The sequence below is a fragment of the bacterium genome, from assembly GCA_030652805.1.
In the GTDB taxonomy this organism is placed as follows: Bacteria; JAHJDO01; JAHJDO01; order JAHJDO01; family JAHJDO01; genus JAHJDO01.
The window spans coordinates 138,637-158,684 of record JAUSPT010000032.1; the positions used below are offsets into that span (position 1 = coordinate 138,637).

At 40.7% G+C, this 20,048-nt stretch carries 22 protein-coding genes; all 22 read right to left on the reverse strand.

Features of this window, described 5'->3' with window-relative positions:
- The 22 genes from Q7J67_03245 to Q7J67_03350 are packed head-to-tail and all read right to left on the reverse strand — an operon-like array spanning position 1 to position 20,028.
- Positions 1-1,974 (reverse strand): FHA domain-containing protein, encoded by a 1,974-nt coding sequence (locus Q7J67_03245; GenBank protein MDO9464292.1) that lies wholly within the window; start codon positions 1,972-1,974, stop codon positions 1-3.
- Positions 1,971-3,029, reverse strand: a complete 1,059-nt coding sequence (locus Q7J67_03250; protein MDO9464293.1) for an FHA domain-containing protein — start codon at positions 3,027-3,029, stop codon at positions 1,971-1,973. Before Q7J67_03250 ends, Q7J67_03245 begins: the two co-directional genes overlap by 4 nt.
- Positions 3,016-3,378: a DUF192 domain-containing protein gene (locus tag Q7J67_03255; protein ID MDO9464294.1), complete on the reverse strand. Its 363-nt coding sequence runs from the start codon at positions 3,376-3,378 to the stop codon at positions 3,016-3,018. Before Q7J67_03255 ends, Q7J67_03250 begins: the two co-directional genes overlap by 14 nt.
- Positions 3,368-4,285, reverse strand: coding sequence for a type II secretion system F family protein (locus Q7J67_03260; protein ID MDO9464295.1), 918 nt, complete (start codon positions 4,283-4,285; stop codon positions 3,368-3,370). Before Q7J67_03260 ends, Q7J67_03255 begins: the two co-directional genes overlap by 11 nt.
- 45 nt (positions 4,286-4,330) lie before the next feature.
- A complete protein-coding gene (locus tag Q7J67_03265) occupies positions 4,331-5,185 on the reverse strand; it encodes a type II secretion system F family protein (protein MDO9464296.1) in 855 nt (284 codons plus the stop codon).
- Positions 5,185-6,885 (reverse strand): ATPase, T2SS/T4P/T4SS family, encoded by a 1,701-nt coding sequence (locus tag Q7J67_03270; protein MDO9464297.1) that lies wholly within the window; start codon positions 6,883-6,885, stop codon positions 5,185-5,187. Before Q7J67_03270 ends, Q7J67_03265 begins: the two co-directional genes overlap by 1 nt.
- A 3-nt stretch (positions 6,886-6,888) precedes the next feature.
- On the reverse strand, positions 6,889-8,247 hold the full coding sequence (locus tag Q7J67_03275; GenBank protein MDO9464298.1) for a pilus assembly protein N-terminal domain-containing protein: 1,359 nt from the start codon (positions 8,245-8,247) through the stop codon (positions 6,889-6,891).
- Between the two features lie 27 nt (positions 8,248-8,274).
- Positions 8,275-9,105 carry a Flp pilus assembly protein CpaB gene (cpaB, locus tag Q7J67_03280; GenBank protein ID MDO9464299.1) on the reverse strand — a complete coding sequence of 277 codons (831 nt, stop codon included), beginning with the start codon at positions 9,103-9,105 and terminating at the stop codon, positions 8,275-8,277.
- A gap of 18 nt (positions 9,106-9,123) precedes the next feature.
- Positions 9,124-9,882: a hypothetical protein gene (locus Q7J67_03285; GenBank protein MDO9464300.1), complete on the reverse strand. Its 759-nt coding sequence runs from the start codon at positions 9,880-9,882 to the stop codon at positions 9,124-9,126.
- Complete coding sequence (locus tag Q7J67_03290) at positions 9,883-10,860, reverse strand: Tad domain-containing protein (GenBank protein ID MDO9464301.1); 978 nt, start codon at positions 10,858-10,860, stop codon at positions 9,883-9,885.
- Positions 10,818-11,306 (reverse strand): pilus assembly protein, encoded by a 489-nt coding sequence (locus tag Q7J67_03295; GenBank protein ID MDO9464302.1) that lies wholly within the window; start codon positions 11,304-11,306, stop codon positions 10,818-10,820. Before Q7J67_03295 ends, Q7J67_03290 begins: the two co-directional genes overlap by 43 nt.
- Position 11,307: 1 nt before the next feature.
- Complete coding sequence (locus Q7J67_03300) at positions 11,308-11,811, reverse strand: TadE/TadG family type IV pilus assembly protein (GenBank protein ID MDO9464303.1); 504 nt, start codon at positions 11,809-11,811, stop codon at positions 11,308-11,310.
- Positions 11,808-12,311, reverse strand: coding sequence for an A24 family peptidase (locus tag Q7J67_03305; protein ID MDO9464304.1), 504 nt, complete (start codon positions 12,309-12,311; stop codon positions 11,808-11,810). Before Q7J67_03305 ends, Q7J67_03300 begins: the two co-directional genes overlap by 4 nt.
- A gap of 8 nt (positions 12,312-12,319) precedes the next feature.
- Entirely contained in the window at positions 12,320-12,502 is a 183-nt protein-coding gene (locus Q7J67_03310) for a Flp family type IVb pilin (GenBank protein ID MDO9464305.1), read from the reverse strand.
- Positions 12,503-12,524: 22 nt separating this feature from the next.
- Positions 12,525-12,704: a hypothetical protein gene (locus tag Q7J67_03315; GenBank protein MDO9464306.1), complete on the reverse strand. Its 180-nt coding sequence runs from the start codon at positions 12,702-12,704 to the stop codon at positions 12,525-12,527.
- A gap of 6 nt (positions 12,705-12,710) precedes the next feature.
- Positions 12,711-13,502 (reverse strand): Stp1/IreP family PP2C-type Ser/Thr phosphatase, encoded by a 792-nt coding sequence (locus Q7J67_03320; protein MDO9464307.1) that lies wholly within the window; start codon positions 13,500-13,502, stop codon positions 12,711-12,713.
- Positions 13,503-13,553: 51 nt separating this feature from the next.
- Entirely contained in the window at positions 13,554-14,984 is a 1,431-nt protein-coding gene (locus Q7J67_03325; protein ID MDO9464308.1) for a class I adenylate-forming enzyme family protein, read from the reverse strand.
- A complete protein-coding gene (locus tag Q7J67_03330) occupies positions 14,981-16,282 on the reverse strand; it encodes an FAD-dependent oxidoreductase (GenBank protein MDO9464309.1) in 1,302 nt (433 codons plus the stop codon). Before Q7J67_03330 ends, Q7J67_03325 begins: the two co-directional genes overlap by 4 nt.
- Positions 16,279-17,604, reverse strand: coding sequence for a hypothetical protein (locus Q7J67_03335; GenBank protein ID MDO9464310.1), 1,326 nt, complete (start codon positions 17,602-17,604; stop codon positions 16,279-16,281). The genes Q7J67_03330 and Q7J67_03335 overlap by 4 nt, the downstream gene beginning before the upstream one ends.
- Position 17,605: 1 nt before the next feature.
- Complete coding sequence (locus Q7J67_03340; GenBank protein ID MDO9464311.1) at positions 17,606-17,851, reverse strand: acyl carrier protein; 246 nt, start codon at positions 17,849-17,851, stop codon at positions 17,606-17,608.
- 15 nt (positions 17,852-17,866) lie between these two features.
- On the reverse strand, positions 17,867-18,907 hold the full coding sequence (locus Q7J67_03345) for a beta-ketoacyl synthase N-terminal-like domain-containing protein (protein MDO9464312.1): 1,041 nt from the start codon (positions 18,905-18,907) through the stop codon (positions 17,867-17,869).
- Complete coding sequence (locus Q7J67_03350) at positions 18,904-20,028, reverse strand: beta-ketoacyl-[acyl-carrier-protein] synthase family protein (GenBank protein ID MDO9464313.1); 1,125 nt, start codon at positions 20,026-20,028, stop codon at positions 18,904-18,906. Before Q7J67_03350 ends, Q7J67_03345 begins: the two co-directional genes overlap by 4 nt.
- Positions 20,029-20,048: the final 20 nt, after the last annotated feature.

Below are 20,048 nucleotides of genomic sequence, written 5' to 3' on the forward strand. Positions count from 1 at the left end.
TCACCTATGTTTTTTAATTTGTTTTTTGGCTTTTATGTAATACTCATCGTCAGGAGACGCAATCTCCAGTACCTGCTTCCATTTTTCTACAGCTCTATTGATATTAATATCCTTAAGAGTGTATCCTTGAATGTATAATTCCCTGGCTTTCTCCTTTATATGAACCTGAAGCTCGTTAATGTTCTCCAGCGCTTCTTTATGATCAGGCTCTACTGTTAAGACAAACTGAAATTCCAAAAGAGCTTCCTTAAATTTTTCTTCCTGAACAAAATTCTTGCCTTTCTCCATGTGCTGATGAAGTGTTTCTATTAGATAAGGCCTCACTGTTTTAATATACTGGATAGCCTCTGCATGATAGAAATTATCTCTGTCCTGTTCCAGAGAAAGCACCTGCCTCCACTCATCAACAGCTTTCATAAGCTGCTGACTGGCGGAAAAAGACATGCCTCTGTCAAATGCCTGAGTAACATCCTTTACTTTATCCAGAAACTCCTGCGCCTCTGTATAATCTTTGTTTATATCTAAGACCATTTGCATTAACTCAATGGCTTGAGAAGCACTTCCTTTTTGATAGAGTTTCTTTGCCTCGTCAAAAAACTTTTCCGCTTTTTGCAGATCTCCAATCTGAGCTACCAATCTTTTGGCTTCATTGGCATATTTAGATTGTGCAGATATTTTTTCTAGTTCTACTAAGGCATTCGCATAATTCCCTTTTTCAAAAAACTCCTTCCCTTTTTCAAAGTGTCTAAGAGACAGCAGCTTATGTTCAATAAGATTAAGCTTTTCCCTTATATGAGCGTATTCAGGTTTTAAATCGAGTGCATTATTTAACTCTGTCTGCGCTTTAAGGAGTTCCTCAGCAATGATATACTCATCTGCCAGTTTAAGAGCTTTTTGAATCTGGATTTCTTTCTTGGTCTTGTTAAAGTATTCTATTCCTCTGCTATTCTCAGGATCCAGGCTCAATACTCTTTCAAACTGGCGCAGAGCATTTTCCCATTGAGCCTTTTGATAAAGTTCAAGACCTCGTGTAAGGTAGCGAGCAATCTCTTCATCACCTCTTGATTTTTCCACATAGATCTGCGCATCAAGATTATCCGGATCCATCTGCAAAACTTTGTTAAAAACTTCAAGCGCTTTGATTTTTTGGTCTGCTTCGTGTAATTTTTTACCCTGTTTGATGAGATTTGCAACAGTATTATCTGAGACCTCAATTATGCCCCTCTTTTCCGGAGAACGAGTTGGAATAAGACTCATGATCAATATAATAGCCAAGATGACGCCAAACCCAATTATTCCTAACCTTATGGGTGTTTTTTTCCATGCCTCCACAAGCAGCCCCGCCTCTGAACATGACCCCTCTGTTACAAACTTCAGAACAAATTTCCCAACTTTAATTTCATCTCCTTTAGAGAGCGCTTTTTCCTTGATCTTATTATTATTAACAAAAGTCCCATTGCTGCTTCCAAGGTCTGCTATTTTATATTGATTATTCTCCTTCTTAACTATGGCATGTTTTCGAGATACTGTCTCATTTTTAAGAACTATTTTATTTTCTTCAGCCCTGCCAATAGTCAATTCATCTTCGTCCAACTGATACTCCTCTTTAACTCTCGCCCCTTCCATTAACATCAGTCTATATTTTGGAGACGTATAAGACCCGGGTGCCATTCTGGTTTTTTCTCCATCGTCACTTTTTAGTTCTAAACTATATTTCCCGATCTGAACAGTATCTCCTTCATTAATGGTCTCTTTTTCTATTTGTTCCCCATTTACAAAGACTCCATTGGCAGAGTTCAAATCCTGGATAGTCACATTCTCTGCCTTAATTTCTAATTGGGCATGTTGTCTTGAAACACTCTTATCAGGAAGAACTATGCGGTTTCCTTCCTTTCTTCCAATGAGATATACTCCGTCTTCCAAAGATAACTCTTGAACTGATTTTTCGTTTTCTTTAATGATAAAAAATTTCATCTTTTTCCCTCTGCTGATCCTTTTGCTAAATGTTCCTCTACCTGCTTTAGACGTTTTAGCACTGTTTTATGCCTCTCATCCTTTCTATCAGATATCAAAGCCATACATATTTTGAGCTCTTTTTTAACCTGTTTCCAATCTTTCACACGAATATCCTTTTCAGCTTCAAATTTATGAATGCGATATTCGCTGTCCAGGTATTCCTTAGCTTCCTTTAGATTCAGGAGCGTCTGATGGAAATAATCCGGCTTTGGCTCCAGATGTCTCTGATAAGCCAGAGACTTTTGATATGCTTCAATTGCCTTATAGGTATTCTCATAACTTATCATGCGTTCATTATAAAGAGCTTCCCCGTATTTAAAAGCCTCTTTTGCTTTATCTCTAATATTCCCAACGGGTTCACCGGTTCCTCTATCAATTTTTTCTATTATCTGTGGTTTTTTAGCACTTGTCTCCCCCTGGCTTTTTTCGGAAGACTTGTGCCCTGGCAGAAGCACATAAATTAGACCGGATATTACAGCTGCTATGAGTATAATCTTTGTGATGTTTTTTTTAGCATAAGTTGGATTCTTTATATTGGCGAGGATTTTTTCTTTAGACTTTTGAGCTTTTTGGGAGATACTGGGTTCTGCTAGTACCTTTCTGGAGACAGGGGTAGGCACAGGTTTAATAGCGAAATACTCGGTTTTTCCATCTTGCTCAGATATTTCCTCCCCGACTATCGTTGCACTGGTCTCTCCTGATGAATTAACCTGCTCAGGGATTACTTCAAAAGCGAGACCAACTCCTCCAACTTCAATTTTATCACGATCCTTCAACTCCTGACGCGATACTTTCCTGTCATTTACCTTTGTGCCATTCTTGCTCTCCAGGTCAACCAATATCAGTTTTTCATCTTCTAAAACTATCTTGGCATGATGACGAGAGACCGTATCATTTCCTTCCAATACAATATTATTATCCTGCACTCTTCCAATAGTACAGGGTTCATTATCAAACTCAAAACATTCCCCTGCTTTTAACCCGTTCCTTATAGAGACCTTATATCCTGGCATTAACCATATCTCCTATACGAACCTGAGCGCTACTAATGGTGTCAGAGGGAAGTTCCAGCACATGCCGTACGCTTCTTCCTCCAAAAGCCAGCCGAAATGGTTTTAACTGAGATATAGTCTTTACAACACAATAATTCTTATCCATAAAAACCACATCAATCGGGAACCTCATAAACCACGTATGTATGGCTTTGCAGTTTTTAATCAGTAATCCCTCTCCAGAATCAAGTTTAGCGCGTCCAATCAGCCCCTTAGTTCTCATTTGCCATGTATCTGCAACAACCACTCGTTGTCCTAAAATCTGATTATTACCAAAACTGATCACTATAGTTGTCTCTCTAGAATCCACCCTGCAAAAGCTTTATAATGATAGGGCCAAAAAGCATTACAAAAACTGCTGGAAAGATAAATCCTACAAGGGGCAGCAGCATTTTTACCGGCGCCTGCATTGCTGTTTTCTCTGCTATCTGCATCCTCTTGGTCCGCATCTGATCAGATAAGACCCTGAGTATAGGCCCAAGACTTGTTCCCAGTTGATCTGCCTGTATAAGCGATGTGCAAATAGCAGAAAGATCCGGCATATTAACTCTGTCTGCCATTGCTTTTAAAGCGTCGCGCCTTGTTGACCCAAGCTTAATCTGCTGCTGCATGTGAAAAAGCTCCTCTACAAGTGGGCCTGCTTTCATCTTGTCAACCACTTTATTAATAGCTGCTGAGAAATCCAATCCTGCCTCTACTGAAAGAGTTATCAAGTCCAGGCTGTAAGGAAGGCCTCTCCAGATCCCTTTATGCCTTTTCTTAATCTGATCCTTCAACCATTGATCAGGATAGAAATAAGCAAGCATGAACAGGATAATGTAATACCAAGCAATTTCAATAGACAGCATCTTAAGTATTAAAAGCCCGACGATTGGCGCAAGTATTAATAGTAATTCTTTTATAGCCAAAAATTCTAGAGCGCTTATAGCTCCTGGATTTCCAGCTGAGGTTAGTTTTTGCGTGATATTATTCTGATATTCTTTAAGCCCAAACCGCTCGTGCAATTTCGCTAGTTTCCCGACCCATGGCATTAAGAAGCGATATAATGGATAGGTACGCATAAACTTTTCTCTTTTTTTCTCCAGCTGACCTAACATATCCAGATCTATCGCCTCCTCTTCCTTCTTCTCAAATAACGAGAGTATTCCTGCGCCTATAAAATAGAAAGCTGTAAAAATAAAAATATAAATTAGTGCTAAAATTATTATACTACCCATTTTCCCCTTTGTGCCTTTGTGCCTTTGCCACTTTGTTTCTTTATCCTAAACATCAATATTAACAATTTTATAAATCAGGAATCCACCTATTAGCTCCAGGAAAACAACTGTTGCAAGAAACGCCCAGCCAATAGCAGAAGTAAACATTATCTTCATTGTTGCCGGGTCCAGAAAATACATTATTATGCCAAGTCCTATAGGAAGCAAACCTACTACCAATCCCTGCATCTTGCCCTGAGATGTGAGCGCAGCAATCTTGCCATGCATTTTATCTCTCTCCCTTATTGTATTTGCAATTCTATCAAATATCTCAGAAAGATTACCCCCTAATTGCCTGGAGATATTAATTGAGGTGACAACCAATTCCATCTGTTCACTGGGCATTCTCTTTCCCAATCTTTTCAACGCTTCTTCCATTGAAACCCCTAACTTAGTAGACCGGATAACCAGACTAAATTCCTGAGACAAAGGAGCCTCAGATTCCTTAATTAAAAAATCCAGTGCTTGTTGCAGACTTAAACCTGCCTTAAGAGAATTTGACACCGTTGTTAAAGCCCCTGTTAATTGAGTGTCAAACTTTTTCTTGCGATTCTTCTTTAACTGTCTGAGATAAATTCTTGGCAGAGAGAATCCAACGGCTCCAAATGCTAAGCATATTAGCAAACTATGACTGAGCAAGTAACCAACCATTGCCATAACTAGAACACCAAGAATACTAAAATAAGCAATCTTTTCTGCTGGAATAAAAACAAACATCTCATCCAGCTCTTTTTCAGTTCCTGCAGCTACTTTCTTTTCATACTGTTTAATTCCCTTCTTAAAAGTCTGATAACCTGCCTGCGCCAGTATAAACACTGCTAAAAATGTAAGCCCAAGTATTAATAGCTCAATTATCTGCATTATTTTCCAGTCCTCTCTTCTTCAAATATCTTCATATCCAGGTGCATTCCCTTTGCTTCCAACTGAGGAACAAAACTTGGAATATTGCCAGTAGCTACAAAAGTTCCCTGCACTTTACCATCCTGGCCAATTCCTGTTTGTTTGAAAACAAAAATATCCTGTAAAGTAATGACTTCTCCCTCCATGCCTGTAACTTCAGTCACAGCAATAATCCTGCGGCTTCCGTCACTCAAACGAGACTCCTGAATTATTATGTTAATAGCTGAAGATACCTGTTCTCTGATAGCTCGGACAGGCAGATCCATACCTGACATTAAAACCATAGTTTCCAGACGCGAAAGAACATCACGAGGAGAATTGGCATGAGCAGTAGTAAGAGAGCCATCATGGCCAGTGTTCATAGCCTGAAGCATGTCCAGAGCCTCTCCACCCCTGCATTCTCCTACCACTATTCTATCAGGACGCATACGAAGAGCATTCTTTACCAGATCTCTAATAGCAATAGCTCCTTTGCCTTCAATATTTGGAGGCCGGGCTTCCAGAGAAACAACATGCTCCTGCGGTAGCTTAAGCTCTGCAGCATCCTCAATAGTTACTATTCTTTCGTCTTTAGGAATATAGGAAGACACTACATTAAGCAGTGTTGTCTTTCCTGATCCTGTTCCTCCTGATATAATAATGTTCTTGCGTGAAAGCACACATATCTCAAGGAACTTCGCAGTATCTTTATTCAATGTTCCAAAACCTATCAAATCATCTATAGTAAAAGGAGTTTTGGAGAACTTGCGAATAGTTATACTTGGTCCTTTTAGAGCTAGAGGCGGAATGATCGCATTTACTCTGGATCCATCCTTTAATCTTGCATCTACCAGTGGCATGCTTTCATCTATTCTGCGGCCAATAGGCCCTACTATCCTCTCTATCACAGCCATAACCTGTTCATCGCTGGCAAAGGTTTTCTCGCAGAGCTGAAGCTTGCCTTTCTTTTCAATATAAATCTGATCCTTTCTGTTAACCATTATTTCTGTTACATCATCATCCTTTAACAGATCCTCCAGAGCTCCCAAACCCAGCGCTTCATCCAGCACGTCCTTTACCAAATCCTCTATATTCACCCGCTTAGGAATAGAGTCAGCCATTTCCTTAATTATGCCTCTGGTAGCTTTTTCAGTGCGGCTCCTGACTTCCTGCTCCTTTCCCTTTTCAAATGTTAAACTCTTTAAGTCAATACGCTGAATGAGCTGCTTATGAATTTTGATTCTTATATCAGAAAGCTGGCTAACCTTCCCTTTAGAAGCTGCTTTATCAGAAGGCATGGATGCAGGCGCTGGTACACGAACTTGTTTTACCTCTGTCTTTTCATCCTCATCTCTATCTTTTTTAGCTTCCTGCAACAAGCTGCCCTCAGAAATACCTGCATCTTCTAAAACCATGCTCAAGTGCCCTATTTTGACTTCTTCTCCCAGCGGCCAAAGCTCTTCCTTAGCTATTTTTTTCCCATTAAGATATGTGCCATTGCCACTGTCCAAATCTTTAATATATACCTGATTATCCTTCAGTCTGAGACTGGTATGATGTCTTGAAGCCCTTGGATCAGAAATCATCAAATCACAGTCTTTCTCCCTGCCAATGGTTACAGCTTCCCCCTCCAATTTAAAAATTCTTTCCTTACCTGAAGCTTCTTTAATAACTATTCTCATTCACTATTCTCCCTGCAGTAATTGCATAGCCTTTCCTGTTTTTTGGGCAGGAATAAAGGTCGGAGTAGTAGGAGTCACCAGAACTATAATCTGTTTCTTCTCCTTTTCTGCCTGCTTCTTGGAAAATAACAGCCCCAGTACTGGAATTTGCCCTATACCAGGAGTGTACTTTTTGAAATCTGAAGCAAGCACGTCTGTAACACCTGAAAGAATCACTGACTGGCCCGGTTTAATAACTACATCAGACTCAGAACGATAAACCTTAAGTCCTGTTCTATCCTCGACTGTAGGATCAACCTGACTGACCTCCAGATTGATATGCATAGTTACCTCTCCAAAACTGTCCACCTCCGGCTTAACCTTAAGCAACATTCCATACTTCTTCCATTTAACATCTGCAGAACCACTTCCTGCTACTTTATATCCAATTTCGCCTCCATGTTCAAAAACAGCTTCTCCGCCGCTTAATGCAGACTGATGCAAAGACTTCCTTATAGTAGCATTCCCCTTAGAATGAGTAAAATTTAATGCCTTGGTCAGGTTATATCCTATATTCCAGCTGGGTCCGGCTCCCCCTGTACTTGCAAGACCTGCTCCGCCAGCTAATGTGCCTCCAAGCAGATTCATTCCCATATCCTTTCCTGCTACAGCGTTTATTTCTGCAAATTGGACATCTACTTCTATCATAACCTTTTTTACTTTTAGAAGATTGATAACGTTTTCAGCAAATGCGCCTGCTATTTTTTCAACCTCCTTGGACTCTTCTTCTCCCACTACAAAACCTCTCAGAATAACCCTGTTTCCAATAATCTTAACATTCACATTTGGGATCCCGATATTCTTTTTAATTTCCTCTGCCAGAATTTCATTATGAATCCCAGTGCGTATCTTCACCAGATTTATTACCTCTGGGTATGCTGCAGCAACTTTTTCTACTCTTTCTTTATCAGAAGCAGTCAAAACGGATCCATCAATAACCACTTTACCCCCGACTACCTTGACTTTTATTCCTTCTACATCGCTTAATAACTGACGAACTTCTTCAGCAAACTGCCTTGGGTCTCTTGAAATAACATAGATAGCATGGGTAACTTTTTCCTCTTTGCTGTCCCATATAATAAGATCTGTAGTTCCAACTTTTATGCCTGTAATAATTATCTGCTCACCACCAGCAACCACCTGAACATTAGCTACTTTATCATCTCCAACTGAAACACGCGCCAACTTCTTCACATCCACTACCTGCTGCTGCCCAACAGAAACAGTAATCGCTTTCTGTCCATAGACAACGCTTCCCATAAATAGTATGCAGATCGCTGCTGTCCATACTCCGACCAATCCTGTCTTTTGCTTAGTGTTCATGTTTTTTCCTCCTTGTTTTTGTTTTAATCAGAATTGTTCAATAGTTTTAACTCCGCCCTTAATTACTTCCACCTTGATTCTGTCCTGACGCTGGATAGTAAGTTTTTTAACCTGCTCCAGCTGCAAAATAGAACTCATTGTAATTTTCGGCATGTCTGGTATCACCTCTAAGTCTTCCGGATTGCGCAGAACAAGTGTTATTTTCCCTCTTGCTTGAGCAAAGATAATCATTTCCGCCTCCTGGAGCGTTAAAGAGAGAGTTACAGTATTATATCCTCTCCTTAGCATTGCTGCTGTAGAGTGCGTTTCCTCTACATCCACTCTTTTGCGTCCTACTTCCTGCCCTACAGCCAGAACAGTTACATTCTGAAGAAGAGTGAGAGTTGTTATCCCTGCTGCTTTTTCTCCTTCCACTGTAAAATTTGCAGCAAGATCTACATGATCATTCGGCTGGATATGTCCACCTACCCCTGTTACTTCATCTACAGAAATGGTTACTGCTCTCTCTTTCTGCCTTATGAGCGGAGATAATCCTTCCATCTTCTCCATCCCAAGACAGAGCCATGTTAACTGCTGACCTTTTTTTAGTAAAAACAACGTCTTCTGACCTTGTATTATCTCAATATCATCAGGGTTTAATGCATTGGGATCTTTAAACTTACGAGGCACCTGCGAAATTTCTACCATTCCCTTAGAAATTTTCTCTTTTGCCTTTATATCCTTTGCTGCTACAAGAACGCTTACCAGCTCCTTTCCCTTAAAAATTGGTCTTGTAACACCTTGAATATAAAAATGCACCATGACTATCGCTAAAAGACCTAATACAACTCCCATTATTAATGAAGCTTTATTCTGCATATCTACCTCCCTTTTTTATTAACTTATTTTAATTATTGTAGCATAGTTATTCGTTTTGTCATTATTTTCATCTGGAAAAACAATCAAACATTTTCCATCCTTTTTCTGAGCGCTGAGTAAATCGCCACTATCATCCAGCTTCCACCCATTCATTTTTAATCGGCTCTGATAAAAGAACTTCTGTGTGGTTGAGGAAGCAAGGCTTTTATACATTAGCACTTTATAATTTACGCCTCCAACTCCAAGCTCAAAGCTGAGCGCCTCAGAATTTAGCGGGTAGATAGGTATATCCTTGATAAAATCCTCCTCAACATTTGATTCTCTCCATTCCTCAAAACTTAAACAAAAAATATGGCTTCCCGAGAGGTTGGTATCCCTCATAGGCAAGACAGCTATGCCAAGACTTGGCGATTTCAATTTTTTAGCCATAATAAACTCACTGCCGCCTATATTCTTCCTGCAATGAAGACCAAAATTTCTCGTTTTCAGGTCATTTGAAAATTGTTTTATTAGTGTTTGAGCGGATAATGGGGAATGGTATATGCCAATTAAAGCGGGCTTAGAGTTAATCTTCACACGATAAGACTTGCCTGCCATATCTCTCATCATATCCGGAAGATTGAAACGTTTTTGGTTAATCTTATCCTGCAGTTCATAAATAAGCCCATAAACCTTATCTTGTCGACCGCCCTTTATTAAACCGTAACAACTCAAAGCAATAGTCAAAATAGCTATTAGAAGAACCTTCCCTGTGATTTTTGTTACTTGCCTTATCATTTAGTGCACCATTAGTATCCTATCAAAACCTGTTTTGTCAAATTTTGCCTTGTAGTTTGGATCGGGAAGTATATTGAATTTAACTTTGCTTCCGATATGCCCTTTTGTTTTATCTTTATCCTCCTTCCATAAGCTTTCTATCCATGAGAAAATAAGATCAGCACCTTTAGTAACTTTAGGAATTTCTCCTCCAAGACTTCCTCCATATGGAACAGCCTTGGCTGTTGTATAAATAGATGGTATATTAATACCCAGAAGAGAGCCGCCTATCAGGACTGGTTGAGAACCCTTGTAAGCAAGAGAAAAGGTATAGACATCTTCTCCGCCTGTCATAAATCCCAACCAGCCACTGGCGCAAAGAAAATACTTAGCCCTGTCTACATTTAACCAGCATGGAATTAACGAGGTGAGAGAGCTCCAGCCAAAATTCCCTCCTTTTATATCATCGTAAAAGCTTTTACCGTCATCATAAATTCCTTTTACGTCCTCTATACTGCTCATATTTACAAGACGCTCTGCCAAAGCAGTCGGCAGGGGAACAGCTGCATCAGCCTTATTAGCTCTGCCATATGTAAACACCTGAGTAATAGCAATAACAGGAACAGCATACTTCATAACATCCTGAATGGTTTGGACAATATTAGTAATAGTAAAATTCACATCTCCAGTGAACCAGAGTTTAATGAGGTCAATAATAAATGCAGGAACCCATAGAATATTGAGCATTGCTATTACATTAAGTCCCCTTGCCTGCCATACTGCGCCTGCCATAGCAGCAGAATCAGTTGCATTCTGCATTCTGATGCGCCAGCTTACAAGCTGTCCCACGTCCACAACCAGCATTATGAACATAACCAGCACCAGAAGCATCAGCGCTGCAAAAACGGCAGCCTGCCCGCCGTTATCTTTTCTGAGCTTATGAATTTGAATAAACATTATAAGAGACTCGCTATTTCCCCTAACTGTTGTTTTATCCACTTGATTATTTCATCCTTGGAGAAGCAGAACCCTAGAAAACGGCAGCTCCCCTTCACTGTAGTTCCTCCACCAAATATGGCTGATAAATAAGGTCCTGCTGGCACAGTATATGTTACATCCATCTTCGCGCTTCCTTTCGCCATCACATACGAGAGAAAACTTGCAAGGTAATTAGTTCCCGGGATAAAACTCATATCCGGGAGCCCTGCTTCTCTTAACAAATCAAAGCTGGTATTGACATTTCCATGACCAAAGAATACAGCACCGGCTCCTCCGCCATCTCTCGTTTCCTTTAGAGCTCCTTCTCTGGCTGCTATGTAAACCTTTGATTGAGCCACCATAACCTTTCCAAAGTGAACAACAATCATCATAATGAGTATAAAAATCGGCAGGACAATTGCTGCTTCTACTGCTGCCTGACCACTGTTAGATCTAATTAGCTTCATTCTAGTCCTCCACATTTATATTACAGCTTTGAGTAACTGGAAGATAATATCTATCGCCATCCTGAATCCCAATTATTCTGCCAACCATGGGCATATTCAGTTTAAACTTGTATTTGACAGTAGTGGTATTACCCGATTGGCTAACTGTAGTATTAGATTGAGCATAAGAATACTGCTTAATTATTGTTGCTAGGTTCTGTGCCCAATCAGGAATGGGAATTTTTTCAAGAATTTCAGAAATTGCCGAATCTAGAACCCCTCCCGAAGATTGACTGGAAATAGGTATCAGCGCAATGCTGGCAGCAAGTTTTGCTTTGTCCGCATCCTGATGCACAGAATATGAACGAGCTGCTGAAAAGGCAGCATAATTAGTTACTATATTGGCAGTTGCTATCAAAGCAAGCTGCATAATAGCCATGGCAAAGAGAATTAAAACAGGCATAACAATGACAAATTCAACCATTGACTGGCCTCTGTTATTTATTCGCCTAAAGCATTTCTTCATCTAAAAATCCATGCAATAAAGGTTCCAACACTCAGAGCCGCTCCATAAGGAATCCTTTCACTGTTAGACAGCTTTAAAGCTTCCGTTTTTAACCCGGGCATAATAAAACTCAAAATAAGACGAAAAATATTTTTTAGCCCTCTCCAGAATGTCCCTTTCCATATCATTACCGCTATTGCCAGTATTCCGCCTGTCAGGATTCCATAAAAACAAGCATTCAAGATAAATGGATACCCTCCAACAGCTCCAACAGCAGCCATTAATTTAACGTCTCCTCCTCCTACTCCGCCAAAGACAAATACTATGGCAAAAACACAAAACCCAATAGCGAGCCCCAGCATACTGTTAACCAACCCGCCAACGCCATGATTCCAAACGTTAAGCAACAGCCCTACCGCCACAGCAGGAAAGGTTACACAATTGTATATCTTGTGTGTAATCAAGTCTGTAACCGCTGATACCAGCAAAAGCAATATTAGTAATATGTCTGAAAATGCCATAAAGTTAATTATTGCGCTGATTCTAAATCATCAGCTGCTTTTTCAACTTTTGCTGATAACTTGTCTCTAAAATACTGGAACGCAACTATAGCAGCAATGGCTATTAACACCACTATCAGAATATATTCTGTCATGCCCTGCCCTTCTTCTCCGAATATAATCCCTTTCATTAAGTTTTTAAGCTTCTTCATTTTGTCACCCCCTTTCATTCATTTATGGAATAGGTAAACTAATAAGACTTGCGATTCTATTGTAATAAGTTTTTAGCGCCTTACGAAACATCTCAAAACAACCTGCCAGACAAAGAACAGCTATTACTGTTACAAGAACATACTCTGTCATCGCTTGCCCTTTTTCGTCCAGCAACAAGTTTTTTAAACTCTGTACAAACATTAATTGCTACCTATAAGCTTCTACCAAAACAACTGTAATGTTATCAACTCCTCCAGCTTTATTAGCATAGTCTATCATTTCTTCTGCTGCTTTTGAAAGGTTATCTATATGTTTTTTTATAATATCCTCCATTGTCTTTCTTTCCAGCATACCGCTCAGCCCATCGGAACATATGAGAAAAATATCTACAGGAACAATATCCTCTTCCTGTAGATCAACCTTGACCTCTTTCTCACTACCCAGAGCCCGTGTAATAACATTCTTCCAGCGATGCTGTTTGGCTTCCTCTTTCGTTATTACATTCTCTTTAAGTTGCTCATTAACCCATGAATGATCCTCTGTAATCTGCTTCAGCCTTCCATTTCTCATTAAATACACCCTGCTGTCGCCTACATGCACAACATACCCTTTCGCCTCAGCAATGGATAACCCTGCTATAGTTGTTCCCATTCCTTTAAGTTCAGGGTTAGAAAATGACATCTCATATATTTTCTTATTAGCAATTCGTACTGCGGTAAGGAGCTTATTAGCCTCAGGCGCTAGTTCTGGGTTCATCTCAAATGGCCAGGTAATATCATTGTCTTTGGCTGTGCGTTCAATAAAGGCCTTTATTAATTCGATAGATTTGCGACTTGCTACATCACCTGCTGCATGCCCACCCATGCCATCAGCTACAAGATAAAGCTTCAGATCATCACTGACCAGAAAGCTATCTTCATTTAGCTTGCGCACTCTGCCTAAATCTGATAAGCCGTATGCTCTGAACTTCATCTCTAATTTTACTCCTGTAACTGCCATACTGGTTAATTCTAATACTTTTTCTATGCCTTTGTCAATTTTTTATACCACCTAGCGCTTGAGCTTTCCGTTTGCTGTTTTGTCTAATCGGGCTACACATAGAAATTCTTTTGGAACCTTATATGAAGCTAATCTCTGATAGCAAAATTTGCGCACACTATTGATATCAAAATCTGTTTTTGCTTTATTTTGCAGAACGATCATTGCACAGGGAAGCTGCCCATACTGAGGATGGGTAATGCCATACACAAGAGACTCCTTGATGTCAGGATGCTGATTGAGAACTGATTCCACTTCATAGGGAAAGACTTTCATGCCGGCAAAATTAATGATATGTTTTTCTCTGCCAACAAGAAACAGAAAGCCTTCTTTATCAAGTCTAGCTAGATCCCCTGTCTTAAACCAGCCGTTATGCAATACCTGCTTTTTACTTTGCCATGGAGAAAAGTATGCATCAAACATTCCTTTTCCTTTAAGATAAACTTCACCAATCCCCTTAGCATCAGCATTTACTATTTTCACTTCGTAATCTGGTAGAATTCTGCCTACTGACTCTTGCTTCGTTTTATCCTCAGAACAATTGAGAAACGGCAGGCCCACTTCAATAATTCCATACGCTTCAGTCAGTTGAAAACCAAACTTTTTATGAAAATCATTTGCTATATCAACAGGCAGCTTTACTGCTGTACACACAGCCATACGGATACGACTTAACATATGGGAAGAAAGCATATCCGATTTTGTCAGCATATGATAATGGAAAGGTGAAGCGTATATAAATGTTCCTCTGTGGGTTTTCAATTTCTCAAGCAGTAATTCAGGGAATGCGCGGCTGCAGAGAATAATTGTTGCCCCACGCCGCAGGAAAAGCAGAATCGTTACTACAAAATGAAAACTCATGGAAAGAACCCATATCACTATATCATTTGAAGTGATATTTAACCCTTTATCTGCAGCATTGGTTCTTTGAATAATGGCTTCATGGGAAATTACTACTCCTTTGCTTACCCCGGTTGTGCCTGATGAAAACCGGATAAAAGCAGGATTTAATGTATAATAATCCGCTGGAACCTGTTTCTTCGCTGCGCGTTGATATAGAAAAAACTTTCTTTCACACACACAATCAGAAAAAATTCGAAGGCTGCCATGTTTGATACACCTTTCTTTATTAGAGAGCAAAGCATTCACATCAATTTTTTCCAGTATATCATCAACTTCATACATGGATAACGACGTAGATACTGGAACAATAACTGCAGGTAAAGACAGTACAGCCAGACTAATAATAATATAATCAATACTATCTTCACATAGTAATGCTACACGTTGAGCTGGCTGAACTCCATATGACTTTAATTCATCTGTAAGTTTCTCTACAGAAGCAAACAACTCGCCATAAGAAACCTGTTTATTCCCGTCAATGACAGCAATTTTCTTCTGAAGCTTTTTTGTTTCGCTCTTTATTACATCTACAATATTCATAAGTCATCATCCCATATCTGCAATGGGGTGTCTTCTGTTCCCTCTGGGACAACAGGTGTTTCAGGATCGCTGCCGTCAAGATAGACGCCTTGTTGAATAAGCGATTTTCTCACTGCGGCAACAGCAATATGCCTAGGTTGGATGCTTTGTCGTGCCGCCAGTGATGCTGCGACACCGGCAGCCTGCCCCGTGGCAAAGCATGGTACTATAAGACGCAAGGAGTTGTCGGCAAGATAGTCAGACGAAATACAACGTCCAGCAACAAGCAATCCGTCAACGTTCTTCGGAACAAGACATCGAAAAGGAATGTCATAGTTCAACCTTGGCGGATCGTAGAGTTTGTAGCCGAGAAGATACGAGCCCAATCGCGCAATTGAGTCTTCAAAATGTCGGCTTGATCTGAGGTCATCATCGGTCAGAGTGTATTCCCCTCGGATACGACGGCTCTGCCGTACCCCAAACTGCGGCAGTGTCTCTTTGATGCGCGCATTCTCCCAACCGGGCATATGAGTGCGCAGATAGTATAAGGAGCGAAAATAATCGCGGCGCATTTGTGTCTCTGCCTTACTAACTTCCTCAGCATCTGTCACATCAACCCCTTGTAGATACCGATGACGGTCCAGCATGACACCTCCGTTCAGCCTGCTAGCTTCTGCCACAACTTTCAGGAAGTGTTCAGGGGACTTCTTCTTAAACACCGCAACTTTTGCGCAGTCTATGCCATCAACTGTTACGCCCAGCGTCACATCGTGAGTATCACTGTCACACTTGCATCCTGCGCGAAACGCAACATCTGCGTCAGCAGTGCAGTCTATTACAACCTTGGCAAGAATGGCCCTGCGGCCGCTCTTACTCTCGGTGAAGAAACCGCGAACGTATGCACCATCAGTGATTGGATCACACACCAACGTGTGCAGGAGCAACTCTGCTCCTGCTTCTTCCAGCATTTCTGCAGCCTGCCACTTAAAAACCTCTGGGTCAACCGCGTAATCGCCACAGCGATTTGGACCTTGAATTGCGTCAAACGTCTCCATTCGCTTCCTGATATCCAAAGCAATACCGCCAGCTTTGGGACGAACTCCATCCCCCATACCAAACACCCAGAGAACGTGAGCGCCTGTAATCATCCCTCCAAGATATCCATATCGTTCAACGACGAGCGTTTTCGCTCCTTCACGCGCGGCAGCAATACCGGCAGCAATACCGGCAGGACCGCCTCCAGCAACAAGCACGTCAACTGTCCTCTCAACTGGAATGCGCTGTTGTGGTTCAACTTCAATATCGTTATTGTGCATCATAGATTCTGTTCCTCCTCTTTTGCCTCTCCTTCTAAGAGAGTGTGAGTTAATACTCCTAGTCCAGAACGCAAAGTGTGTATAATTGAATCTATCTCATCCTTTTCCAACATCTCATCTAAATAGGAAAAGACCACATTTAGCTTGCCCTGAAACTGGTTGAAGAATATTCCAAGCCCCGGAGGAATTGGAACTCTGGGCATATGGAAAATATTATGGATTTTTTTTCCCATAAACATCGGAGAATCGTATGCAGATTCGCCAATATAGGAAAAACAAAAAGAAGCAATCTGCCCTTTTAACGGCATCCGCATTAGATAACTTAAAACAGGTAAAGGTGCAATTCGCATCAAAAGACTTGCTTTCTCAATATCCGCAGGTAAGTCTGCCTTTATCTGATCGTAGATCTGCTGTTTAATTGATTGCAAAAGAACAGAAAAACTATCAGCCTCATTTGCTTTCACTCGAAGCAGGAAAAAGGACATATGATTAAAGAAAATCTCTTGATGTACCTTTTCTACTGGACGCGTATCAATAGACACAGGAATTATATAATCACCTGTGAGTATACCCCTTTTGAGAAAAATGCTGTGCAAAGCCTCCATGGAAATTGCCAATGCATACGGCATAAGCATTAAATAACCTGCTTTATTATATGCAGTTTCGATAATTGCAGATGTCTGGCGTTTATCAAGCGAGATTATCTTAAATTTAAATCCCTGATTGTTAACCACTGAATGTAAAGGCAAAAAGCGGGATTTATTCTCTGACAATTGTACCAGCTTCCTATTTACACGCTTACCTGCTTCAAATTTTTCCTGCCACTTACATAGATGAGCTGGTTCTGTAAGAGAAATCCTCTGGGAATAATCCATATTCAAGAATGCTTCAGCTCCTCTGACGTCAAACAAACAATGGTCAAACACTACCCCTAGAAAACTTGTTTCTCCCGTATGGACAAGATGAAATGCAAGATGCTCCTTAATACTGTTAAAGGGCATGTTTACTCCTTGCTCCAGTGTAAAGAGCACTTTGCTAAATGTTGCATTATCATCAAGGCGGTAAGTCCTGATGTTCGGAGAGAGCATTTTATTATTGGAATAAATCTTCCAGTATGGAGCAAGGTTGTAATTCCGCATCGGTCTGCCATTTACAACCGGAAATTTTTTAATGAATTTGTTCAGGCATTCCCGAAGTGTTGTCTCATCAAGCGTGCCTTTCAGTTGAAGAACAACCTGAAACATGTTCCCAACGCCAGTTTCCTTTTTGTTAATATGGTTAATTGTATGAATGATCCAGTCAACACCAGTTAAATAGCGTTTCATTCTAACTCATTCTGCTGATATATGACGCCAGCAAGTGGATGGTTTGAGAGTTTTCTCGTGTTAGTCCTGATTCCATTAACTTTAGATTAAATGTTTTTTCAATAAACACCAGAAGCTCCACAAAGCTAAATGAATCAACTCCTAGTGTGTGAAGAGGAGCATTTGAAGAAATTGTTGAAGAGTCTACATCTAATATTGTAGCAATCTCTTGGATCAGTGTTTCCTCGATATGTTTTACAGTCAACATGCAGCTTGTATCCTTTTACACAGTCAATTTAATAACAGCTTTTTCTCCTCCACAATTATACCTAATACAACTGATTCTCCGTATTTGAGCAGGTTCAGTCTTTGTGCATAGATTTATATTGTAGGGATTATGGCTAACTAGGCATGCGTAGTGTAGCTGCTTTTTTAACATGAGAGCAGCAGCAGCACAATTAAAACTTGTTCCAGTCATCATACTGCCGAATATTGGCGAATACCCTGAGATGCAAACACCTGATTCTGCAGCCTTTTGATATTCTTTCTCGTCTCCTGCAATACCGTCGGCATCAAGAATGAACATATCCGGTCTATTTTTTTCAACCTCTTTATCATTTAAAGAGATGGCTGTTATTTCACAATATTTCTTATGAGATTTCTCCAGTGTCATCAGAAAGAATACACTTCCCTCTCCTGGTACTGCTACAGGCGTTTTTGAAAAATTAAATGGTTTGATTCTGCCATCTCCAGCAATTCGCAACTTTTGCCTGCAGATGTATTCCATAACTGTGCCGCATTCATCAACGCTTCCAACAAGAACATATTCACACCGTTTCTCATAAAGCCAGGCTCGCGCAAGGATAAGAGCCTGGTGAAACGAAAATGCAAACTGAGTAAGTGTAATGGTTGGGCCACGGCTATCTAACACAGATGTAATATAAGACGCTGCTGCATTATGGACAGAATGAGAAAATATGGTTGGAGAAGCATTCCTATCACCATATTCAAGCATATCATCCAGAAAGCGGAATGTTGTTACATGCGGACCAAATGCTGTTGAGACAATAATACCAAGAGAAGATTTCTTTTTATTAAAATTAATGCCACTATCCACTACAGCGTCACTGGCTGCTAATACTGCCATTTTACTGAATCTATCCGCACGACGTATCCCGCCCAAAATTCTTTTGTCTGTGATTGATTCTTCCTTCACATGATAACCAGAATCTTCAGGCTTTATCCATCCATGCCTCAATGCGTCATCATAGCGGTTAATTCCCCGTCCCCCGCTAAAAACAACACCTATTCCAAAAATATTCATGCTCCTCTCCCAATAACAATCGCAGCATTGTTGCCGCCAAAGGCAAGGGACGTAGAAAGGGCAAAAGATCCGTGTATGCTCGTCTTCTCTCTAACCGGCGTTATAGGTATTTCATCATCCTGATTTACAAAACCAGCGCTTGCAGGTATCCATCCTTCCAGAAGCGCAGCACCTGTAAAAACAGCTTCCAATCCTCCTGCGCCGCCAAGTGTATGCCCCGTAAATCCCTTTGTAGAAAGAACCTTAATATCCTTACCAAAAACCCTTGCTAGAACCATACCCTCAACTTTATCATTATCCCGGGTTGCAGTGCCGTGAGCATTAACAAAACAGACCTCTTGAGAACTAATGCATGCTTCAGAAAGCGCTCTCTGAATCGCTGCTTCCAATCCTGTACCATCAGGTCTTGGAGCAGTAAGATGATAGGCGTCTGCTGAAGCGCCGTATCCAGCAAGATACAATCTAGGGGCATTGCCCGAGGCATTGCCTCTCTTACAAGCACATGCTTCTCTCTCAAGCACAAGAATTCCAGCACCTTCCCCTAAGTTTAATCCTTTACGATCTCTGTCAAATGGAGCGCATAATGATTCACTGACAATCCCAAGTGCCCCAAAACCGCATATAGGAATACGGTTCAATTCGTCTGCGCCACCGGCAATAGCGATATCACACTCTCCATTCCTTAACCAGGATAACGCTACTCCAATCGCATCAGCGCCTGAAGAACATGCATTAACCACAGTAACACGTGGACCTTTTGCTCCTATAGTATTTGCAACAGCTTGGGCAAGGTTTCCTTTTAAAAATCGGTCGACAGAATCCATCGGGGCTTTTCCCGAACTCCTGTACGAATGATAGAAGTCAACATCATTTAACTGGCTTGCCACAGTAGTCCCAAGACATACTCCTACACGAAAATCCTCAATGCGTTTTTTTAGTTCTGCCTTATTTAGGGCTTCCTCTACTGCGCACAAAGCAAGACTTAAAGTGCTCATTCTGTGTTCAAAGACTGGTTTTTTATTTACTTGTCCGCGCTGAAATGTATCCAGTGTTTCTGTGAGATTTGTACCTGCAGCAGAAATCGCACCCATGCCTGTTATTATTATGTTTGTTTTCTCCATGAAACTCCGTTGAGAGAAAA